Origin of the sequence: Pseudomonas serboccidentalis, from assembly GCF_028830055.1 — a bacterium.
Classification (GTDB): domain Bacteria; phylum Pseudomonadota; class Gammaproteobacteria; order Pseudomonadales; family Pseudomonadaceae; genus Aquipseudomonas; species Aquipseudomonas serboccidentalis.
Window position 1 is genome coordinate 3,784,726 of sequence record NZ_CP101655.1, and the last position, 7,727, is coordinate 3,792,452.

At 63.3% G+C, this 7,727-nt stretch carries 9 protein-coding genes; 1 reads left to right on the plus strand and 8 read right to left on the minus strand.

All coding sequences use genetic code 11. The features are described 5' to 3' along the window. Positions 1-113 precede the first annotated feature (113 nt). From murB to NN484_RS17185, 8 genes are all read right to left on the minus strand, one after another. Positions 114-1,133 (minus strand): UDP-N-acetylmuramate dehydrogenase, encoded by a 1,020-nt coding sequence (murB, locus tag NN484_RS17150; protein WP_274657524.1) that lies wholly within the window; start codon positions 1,131-1,133, stop codon positions 114-116. Beyond that, the gene (locus NN484_RS17155; protein WP_127648947.1) at positions 1,130-1,594 is read right to left on the minus strand and encodes a low molecular weight protein-tyrosine-phosphatase; all 465 of its coding nucleotides are present in this window, start codon (positions 1,592-1,594) and stop codon (positions 1,130-1,132) included. Before NN484_RS17155 ends, murB begins: the two co-directional genes overlap by 4 nt. Then, positions 1,594-2,358: a 3-deoxy-manno-octulosonate cytidylyltransferase gene (kdsB, locus tag NN484_RS17160; protein WP_127648948.1), complete on the minus strand. Its 765-nt coding sequence runs from the start codon at positions 2,356-2,358 to the stop codon at positions 1,594-1,596. Before kdsB ends, NN484_RS17155 begins: the two co-directional genes overlap by 1 nt. Next, positions 2,355-2,540, minus strand: a complete 186-nt coding sequence (locus tag NN484_RS17165) for a Trm112 family protein (protein WP_003174668.1) — start codon at positions 2,538-2,540, stop codon at positions 2,355-2,357. Before NN484_RS17165 ends, kdsB begins: the two co-directional genes overlap by 4 nt. 21 nt (positions 2,541-2,561) lie before the next feature. Then, positions 2,562-3,572 carry a tetraacyldisaccharide 4'-kinase gene (gene lpxK / locus NN484_RS17170; protein WP_274657525.1) on the minus strand — a complete coding sequence of 337 codons (1,011 nt, stop codon included), beginning with the start codon at positions 3,570-3,572 and terminating at the stop codon, positions 2,562-2,564. Then, a complete protein-coding gene (locus tag NN484_RS17175; RefSeq protein WP_123466824.1) occupies positions 3,572-4,000 on the minus strand; it encodes an ExbD/TolR family protein in 429 nt (142 codons plus the stop codon). Before NN484_RS17175 ends, lpxK begins: the two co-directional genes overlap by 1 nt. Then, complete coding sequence (locus tag NN484_RS17180) at positions 3,997-4,632, minus strand: MotA/TolQ/ExbB proton channel family protein (protein WP_164747844.1); 636 nt, start codon at positions 4,630-4,632, stop codon at positions 3,997-3,999. Before NN484_RS17180 ends, NN484_RS17175 begins: the two co-directional genes overlap by 4 nt. Before the next feature lie 101 nt (positions 4,633-4,733). Continuing rightward, a complete protein-coding gene (locus tag NN484_RS17185; protein ID WP_274657526.1) occupies positions 4,734-6,968 on the minus strand; it encodes a DNA internalization-related competence protein ComEC/Rec2 in 2,235 nt (744 codons plus the stop codon). A 135-nt stretch (positions 6,969-7,103) separates the two neighbouring features. Between NN484_RS17185 and NN484_RS17190 the strand changes: the two genes are divergently transcribed. Further along, entirely contained in the window at positions 7,104-7,622 is a 519-nt protein-coding gene (locus tag NN484_RS17190; RefSeq protein ID WP_274657527.1) for a DUF2062 domain-containing protein, read from the plus strand. The last annotated feature ends 105 nt before the right edge of the window (positions 7,623-7,727 follow it).

Genomic DNA, 7,727 nt, shown 5'->3' on the forward strand with positions numbered 1-7,727 from the left:
GAGACAGGGCTTTTCAGTTGCAAGTTTCTAGCTACAAGCTGCAAGCAAAAGCAGGAGCTGGCTCACGATCAAGATTGTAGCTCGCCGCTAAAAACTTGAGGCTCGTAGCTGCATTAATAGCGGTTGGGCTCCATTTCCAGCTCGACATTGAAACGTTCGGCAATATCTTTCTGGATGCGTTGCGCCAGATCCAGCAGTTGTAGGCCGGTGGCCGCGCCGTAGTTGACCAGCACCAGCGCCTGCAATTTATGCACACCGGCATCGGCCTCGCGAAAGCCCTTCCAGCCAGCGCGCTCGATCAGCCAGCCGGCGGCCAGCTTCATCTGCCCGTCCGGCTGCGCATAGGCCACCAGATCCGGGTGCTGCTGCTTGATCTGCGCCACCAGCGCCGCCGAGACCAGCGGGTTCTTGAAGAAGCTGCCGGCATTGCCGAGCACCGCCGGGTCCGGCAGTTTTTCGCTACGGATGCTGCAGATCGCGCGGCTGACGTCGGTAGGCGTCGGTTGCTCGATGCCCTGCTCGGTCAGGCACTGACGCACCGGGCCGTACTCCAGATGCAGGTGGGCGATGCGATCGAGCTTGAAGCGCACACGCAGGATCAGCCAGCGCCCCGGCTGCTGCTTGAACAGGCTGTCGCGGTAGGCGAAGTTGCATTCTTCCAGGCTGAAGTCGCGCAGCTCGCCGGTCTGGCGATCCAGCGCGGTGAGGCCGGCGAACACGTCCTTGATCTCGACACCGTAGGCTCCGATGTTCTGCATCGGCGCAGCGCCCACGGTGCCGGGGATCAGGCTGAGGTTTTCCAGACCGGAAAAACCCTGCGCCAGCGTGTGCTGCACGAACGGATGCCACGGTTCGCCGGCTTCGGCCTCGATCACCACGCGGCTGCCGTCATCGCTGATCAGCCGAATGCCACGGGTGCCCATGCGCAGCACCAGCGCCGGGATATCAGCGGTCAGCAACAGATTGCTGCCGCCACCGATCACCAGCAACGGCAGATCATGGGCAGTCGCATAGGCCAGCGCCTCGCGGACATCGTTGTCGCTGTGGGCCTCGGCAAACAACTGCGCGCGAACGTCCACGCCAAAACTGTTGAACGGTTTCAGCGAAACCTGTGGTTGCAACTGCAAACTCATAACCGGCCCTTCACTTCGATCAACAGTTGGTCACACGCCGCCTCGATCAGATCCAGTACCTGCTCGAAGCCTTGATCGCCGTCGTAATACGGATCCGGCACTTCATCGACCACACCGGCATAACGGCGCAGGAACAGGTCCAGCTCGGCTTTGCCGGTGGACGGTCGCAGCGCCTTGAGGTTGCGCAGGTTGCTGTTGTCCATGGCCAGAATCAGGTCATAACTGGCGAAATCGGCGCGGCTGACCTGCTGCGCGCGCTGCGCCGACAGGTCATACCCACGCACCTTGGCCGCCGCCTGACTGCGCTTGTCCGGCGGGTTGCCGACGTGCCAGTCACCGGTTCCGGCAGAGGCCACTTCGACCTGATCGGCCAGCCCGGCTTCGCGCAGTTTGTGGCGCAACACGCCTTCAGCGGTGGGCGAACGGCAGATGTTCCCCAGGCACACGAACAGAACGCGCATCAGGCCCCCAGCAGGCGACGAACGCGCTCGAGGTCTTCAACGGTGTCGACGCCGGTTGGCGGCGCGATCAGCGCATCGGCCACATGAATCCGCACGCCATGCCACAGCGCACGCAGTTGCTCGAGGGATTCGGTGTTTTCCAGCCAGCACGGGCCCCAGTTCACGAAATCCTGGAGGAACCCGGCGCGGTAGGCATAAATGCCGATGTGCCGACGGTATGGCACGCCTTCAGGCAACTGCTCGCGGCTCTTGGCGAAGGCATCGCGCGCCCACGGCAAGGTTGCGCGACTGAAGGTCAGCGCCAGACCGTTGATGTCGCTGACGACCTTGACCACGTTCGGGTTGAACAAGGTGTCCACGTCTTCGATCGGCTCGGCCAGCGTGGCCATGCGCGCTTCGGTGTGGGCCGCGAGGTTGGCCGCGACCTGATCGATCACGCTCGGCGGGATCAACGGTTCGTCACCCTGCACGTTGACCACGATCGCGTCAGGCGCCAGGCCCAGTTTTGCCGCGACCTCAGCCAGACGGTCGGTCCCGGAATTGTGATCTTCACGGGTCAGCACCACTTCAGCGCCGAACCCCTGGCACGCCTCGACGATGCGCGCATCGTCAGTCGCCACCACCACACGGGTGGCGCTGCTTTTACTCGCCTGTTCCCAGACATGCTGGATCATCGGCTTGCCGGCGATGTCCAGCAGCGGCTTGCCCGGCAGGCGGGTCGAGGCGTAGCGCGACGGGATGACAACGGTGAAAGCAGTGGTCATTTATCCAGACGCTCGTCAGTGGTCAGGGTGCGCGCTTCGCTTTCGAGCATCACCGGGATGCCGTCGCGAATCGGATAGGCCAGACCTGCGCCCTTGCTGATCAGTTCGGTCTTGTCGGCGCTGAGCTTGAGCGGGCCTTTGCAGATCGGGCACGCGAGGATGTCGAGCAATTTGGTGTCCATGAACATTCCCTGGATAAAGAGTTAAGGCAAAAGACGATCGGGCAACAGGCGCATCAGTTGGGTGTCGAACCAGGCCACGAAGGCCGGTGACGGCTCGGCATCGACCGCCAGATACCACCAGTCGTCAGCCGCGAAGGCACGGCACTTCACCGCGTCCTTTTCGGTCATCACCAATGGCAATGACGGTGTGAAATTCAAGGCCTGCACGCTGTATTCGGCGTGGTCGGCAAACGCATGGGGGATTGCCCGCCAGTCTAGCGCTTCGAGGGTATTGAAGAAACGTTGCGGATTGCCGATCCCGGCCACCGCGTGTACAGATTGACCGGGCGCAAAATGATCCAGCGGCTTGCGCTCGCCGCTGCGCAGATTGACCAGCGCTGTCGGTTGCAGGCGAAACGCGAAGCCATCGTCGCGGTCGGCCGTGGCGCCGTTGAACAGCACGCCGTCGACGCTTTGCAGGCGTTCGATCGGCTCGCGCAACGGACCGGCCGGCAGGCAACGCTTGTTACCGAGACCACGGGCGGCATCAATCAGCACCAGTTCCAGATCCCGGGCCAGACGATAATGCTGCATGCCGTCATCGGACAGGATCAGATCCAGCGGTTCACTGGCGAGCAAGGCTTTGACTGCTGCGCTGCGATCGGGGTCGATCATCAGTGGCACGCCGGTACGCTGCACGATCAACAGCGGTTCGTCGCCCGCGATATCGGCGCCTTGATCAGCCTCGACCCGCCACGGCAGCTGCGGCGGTTTGGCGCCATAACCACGGCTGACCACGCCGACGCGCAAACCGCTGCGCCGGCAGTGTTCGATCAGCCACAGGATCATCGGCGTCTTGCCGGTGCCGCCGACGGTGATGTTACCGACCACGATCAGCGGCACCGATGGCTGGTAGATCTGGCCTTCGCCGTCGAGAAAGCGCTGGCGCTTGTTGATCACCACGCGGCGATAGAGCATTTCCAGCGGCCGCAGCAGCGTCAGGGCCGGATGCCCCTGATACCACGCGGCGAGCAAACGATCGGACAGGCTCATCAGGATTTGGGCGCCGCCTCGACCGTGGTCATGCGCAGATGGCTGAAACCGAGCTTGCCGGCCGCGTCCATGGCGGTGATCACCGATTGGTGCTGAGTCTTGCCGTCGGCACTGATCGACAACGGCATGTTGGTGTCACCGTTGGCTTCTTTCTGCATGGCTTCCATCAGCGTCGCCAGGTCGTTCTTCGGCAGAATCTTGTTGTTCACCGAGAACACGCCTTCGGCGCTGATCGCGACATCCAGTTGCTTGAGCTGCTGGTCTTCGGCGGGCGACCCGCTGACTGACTCTGGCAGATCGACACGCAACTGGGTCTCGCGGGTGAAGGTGGTGGTCACAACGAAAAACAGCAGCAGGATGAACACCACGTCAATCAGCGACGCGAGGTTGATGTCCACCGTTTCCCGAGGTTTGCGACGGAATTTCACGCTTTGCCTCCGGCCAGATCGACATCACGGTCGCCCTGCACCACTTCGACCAGTTTGATCGCTTCCTGCTCCATGCCCACCACCAACTCGTCGATGCGGCGTTGCAGGAAACGGTGGAAGAACACCGACGGAATACCGACCATCAGGCCCGCCGCCGTGGTGATCAGCGCCTTGGAAATACCGCCGGCCAGCACCGATGCATTGGTGGTCATACCGGAGCCGGTGAAGGCACTGAAAATGTCGATCATGCCCAGCACCGTACCCAGCAGGCCGAGCAGCGGCGCCATGGCAGCAATGGTGCCCAGCGCGTTGACGTAGCGTTCCAGCTCGTGGATCACCCGCCCGGCGGCTTCTTCGATGCATTCCTTCATGATCTCGCGACCATGTTTGGAATTGGCCAGGCCCGCGGCGAGGATTTCACCCAGCGGCGAATTGGCGCGCAGCTCCTTGAGTTTTTCTTTATTGAGCTGCTTGTCCTTGATCCAGACCCAGACCTGGCCCAGCAGATGCTCGGGGGTGACGCGACTGGCGCGCAGGGTCCACAGGCGCTCGGCGACAATCGCCATGGCCGCGATGGAACTCAGAATGATCGGCAACATCATCCAGCCGCCGGATTTGACCAATTCCCACACAGTGACAGTCCCCTCGAAAAAGTGCGCCACTTTACCATACCGGTTCGCGATTAAGACCCGCTGCCCCGACGACCGTGATGTCGCAACCGTGCCTGTGCCGATCAACGGGCCGACGCGGGTGGATCACGCCAGAAACGCCGCTGCTGGCGCATTGTCCATGGCGCGCTGAAGGTCCCCAGTTGCAGATGAATGGCGCCGTGCTCGGCGCTGTCGTAAATGCGCAGCCGCTGTTTGCGATAACGCGCAAGTACGGTGGGGTGCGGGTGGCCGAATGAATTGCCCTGGCCTCGGGAAATCAGCACCGCCTGGGGCTGCAGCGTTTTGAGCAACGCCATGGACGAGGAACTGCGGCTGCCATGATGCGGCGCCTGCAGCCATTGCGTGGGAACCGCCAGCGGGCTGTCGAGCAGGACCTGCTCGGCGTGGGTGTCGATATCTCCCGTAAGTAGCAGGCGCTCGCCATTGGCCTCGATCTGCAATACACAGGAACGCTGGTTGCTGTCGTGGGCGGCCGACCACTGCCAGAGCTGGAACCGCACGCCGTCCCATTGCCATTGCCGGCCACTGTCACACGTCCCGGCGTTCAGCGCGGCGGGCAATCCCGGCGGGTCGCCGCTGATGACCTGCGCGACCGGCAAGCGACGCGCCACCGCCAAAGCGCCACCGGCATGATCGGCATCGGCATGGCTGAGCAACATCAGATCCAGATGTTCGACGCCGAGCTTGCGCAGCGCCGGCAACACCACCCGCTCGCCGAGATCGAAATCGCCGAAACGCGGCCCGGCGTCGTACAGCACGGCGTGATTGCGGGTGCGGATCAGAATCGCCAGGCCCTGGCCAACATCGAGTTGCCAGATATCGGCCACACGCTCCGGCAGTCGCTCACGGGGTGGCACCACCAGCATCAAAAGCAACGGCCAGCCCAACGGCCGCATCGGCACGCCACGTGGCAACAGCAACAGCAGCGCGCCGAGGCTGCCCAGTGTCCAGACCCACCACGAAACCGCGGCTGGAATCCACGCCGGCCATTGTCCGGCAATCAGCGCCAGCCCGCGAAACAGCGCATCGATCATTCCACCCGCCAGCCACAGCAGACCTTCGCCGACATAGGGCACCGGCAACAACGCAGTGCCGAGCAGCGCCGGTGGCAACACTACGAAGCTGACCCACGGCACCGCCAGCAAATTCGCCAGCGGGCCGCTGAGGCTGATCGGCAGGTTCAGCGCCAGCAACACCGGGCACAGGCCAAGCGCAATCAGCCATTGCGCGCGGGTCCAGGTCTGCCACCAGCGCCACGCGCCGAGGCGGCTGCCGAAGGTGAAAATCAACACCGCCACCGCCGCGAAAGACAGCCAGAAACCCGGGCGCAGACTGGCCAGCGGGTCAAGCAACAGCACCGCATTGAACGCCAGCAACAGCGGCCACCACGCGCCGAGATGACGCAAACGCAGACGCCACAGCAGCACCAGCCCGACCATCACGCAGGCCCGTTGCACCGGCACCTCAAATCCGGCCAGCAACCCGTAACCGACTGCCGCCGCAAACGCCAGACCGCAGGCCCAAGGCAGCCATGGCCAGCGCAACGGCCACAACCCAAAACGCGCCAGCCCGGCGACCAACAGATACATCACCGCCGCCAACAGTCCGATGTGCTGGCCGGAAATCACCAGCAAATGCACGGTGCCGGTGTCCTGCAGCGTCTGCCAATCCTCACGGCTGAGCCCGGAACCGTCACCCAGCACCAGCGCCGCCAATGCACCGCTCCGACCTTGGGCGTCCACCTCAAGCAAGCGCTGACGAATGTGGTCGCGCCATGCCCAACTCGCCTCGGCCAGGCGCTGACCGTCCTTGACCGTGCCGGTCGCGCCGATGCGTTGCGCCAGCAGCCAGGCTTCGTAATCGAAGGCATCGGGATTGAGCAAACCGCCGGGACGCTTGAGCTTCACCGCCAGGCGCCAGCGCTCGCCGCTGTTGACCGGCGGCCCGGCATACCACGCCAGACGCATCAACGACGGCAGTTTCTCGTGCCGCGAGCGGGCATCGGCCAACTCGAAACGCACCACCCCGTCGCTGGACTGCGGCAAGCCCACCACCCGCCCCTCGACCCAGCGTGTTTCGCCATCAAGTTGCCTGGGCAGCCGATCGTTCAGCGCCCACTGCGCGCTGACGCACGCCCAGGTGAAACCGAACAGGCAAAACGCCAGCGGGTAGCTGCGAAACGGCAGCAACATCAGCCCCACCACGGGCAACAACATCAGCAACCCGACCGGTGGTAAAACCGGCAAGAAAACCACCACCAGCAGACCGGCTGCCAGCGCCATCATCCCTGTGCGCATACGCCCGTCCTTGAGAGTCCCTCCTTAGGCGTAGCTGGCGCGGCGCATGCTCGTCGTCAACAATTGTCACAAAGTCTGAATGGGCGCTTCGTAGAATCCAGACATACTTGCCGCCTTAACCGACCGAGAAGCCTTATGCCCCGGCGCTTATTCAAACGTTACATGCCCGATCCGACGAGCATCAGGGAACACAAATCCTTACGCTTTCTCGGCAAGTTGCTGCATGACCCGAACCTCTGGCACCTCAATCGTCACTCGGTGGCCCGGGCGATGGCGGTCGGTCTGTTCGCCGCGTTCCTGCCGATTCCGGCGCAGATGCTGGTGGCGGCCGCGCTGGCGATCACCGTGCGGGGCAACATGCCGATTGCCGTGAGCCTGGTGTGGCTGACCAATCCGATCACCATGCCGGCGGTGTTCTTCTGCACTTATCAGGCCGGGGCCTGGTTGATGGACGTCCCCGCCCGCACCTTGCCTGACTCGTTGACCTGGGAATGGATCAGCGGCGAACTCTCGACGTTGTGGCAGCCGTTCTTGCTCGGTTCGGTGGTGTGCGGCCTGGTGCTCGGCGCCCTCGCCTACTTCGTGGTGATGCTGTACTGGCGCTGGTGGGTGGCCCGGCAATGGGCGCGGCGCAAGAAAAACCGCAAGGCATAAATGCAAAACGGCCTCCGCAAGGGAGGCCGTTTGGCTGTGTGCTGTCTGGTCTGACACGATCGCTTGCAGACAAGCTCCCACAGGAAGATCGGTTTCACCTGTAGG

Coding starts and splice junctions, on each gene's coding strand:
- murB (WP_274657524.1), bottom strand. CDS start 1,133: ATGAGTTTGCAGTTGCAACCACAGGTTTCGCTGAAACCGTTCAACAGT.
- NN484_RS17155 (WP_127648947.1), bottom strand. CDS start 1,594: ATGCGCGTTCTGTTCGTGTGCCTGGGGAACATCTGCCGTTCGCCCACC.
- kdsB (WP_127648948.1), bottom strand. CDS start 2,358: ATGACCACTGCTTTCACCGTTGTCATCCCGTCGCGCTACGCCTCGACC.
- NN484_RS17165 (WP_003174668.1), bottom strand. CDS start 2,540: ATGGACACCAAATTGCTCGACATCCTCGCGTGCCCGATCTGCAAAGGC.
- lpxK (WP_274657525.1), bottom strand. CDS start 3,572: ATGAGCCTGTCCGATCGTTTGCTCGCCGCGTGGTATCAGGGGCATCCG.
- NN484_RS17185 (WP_274657526.1), bottom strand. CDS start 6,968: ATGCGCACAGGGATGATGGCGCTGGCAGCCGGTCTGCTGGTGGTGGTT.
- NN484_RS17190 (WP_274657527.1), top strand. CDS start 7,104: ATGCCCCGGCGCTTATTCAAACGTTACATGCCCGATCCGACGAGCATC.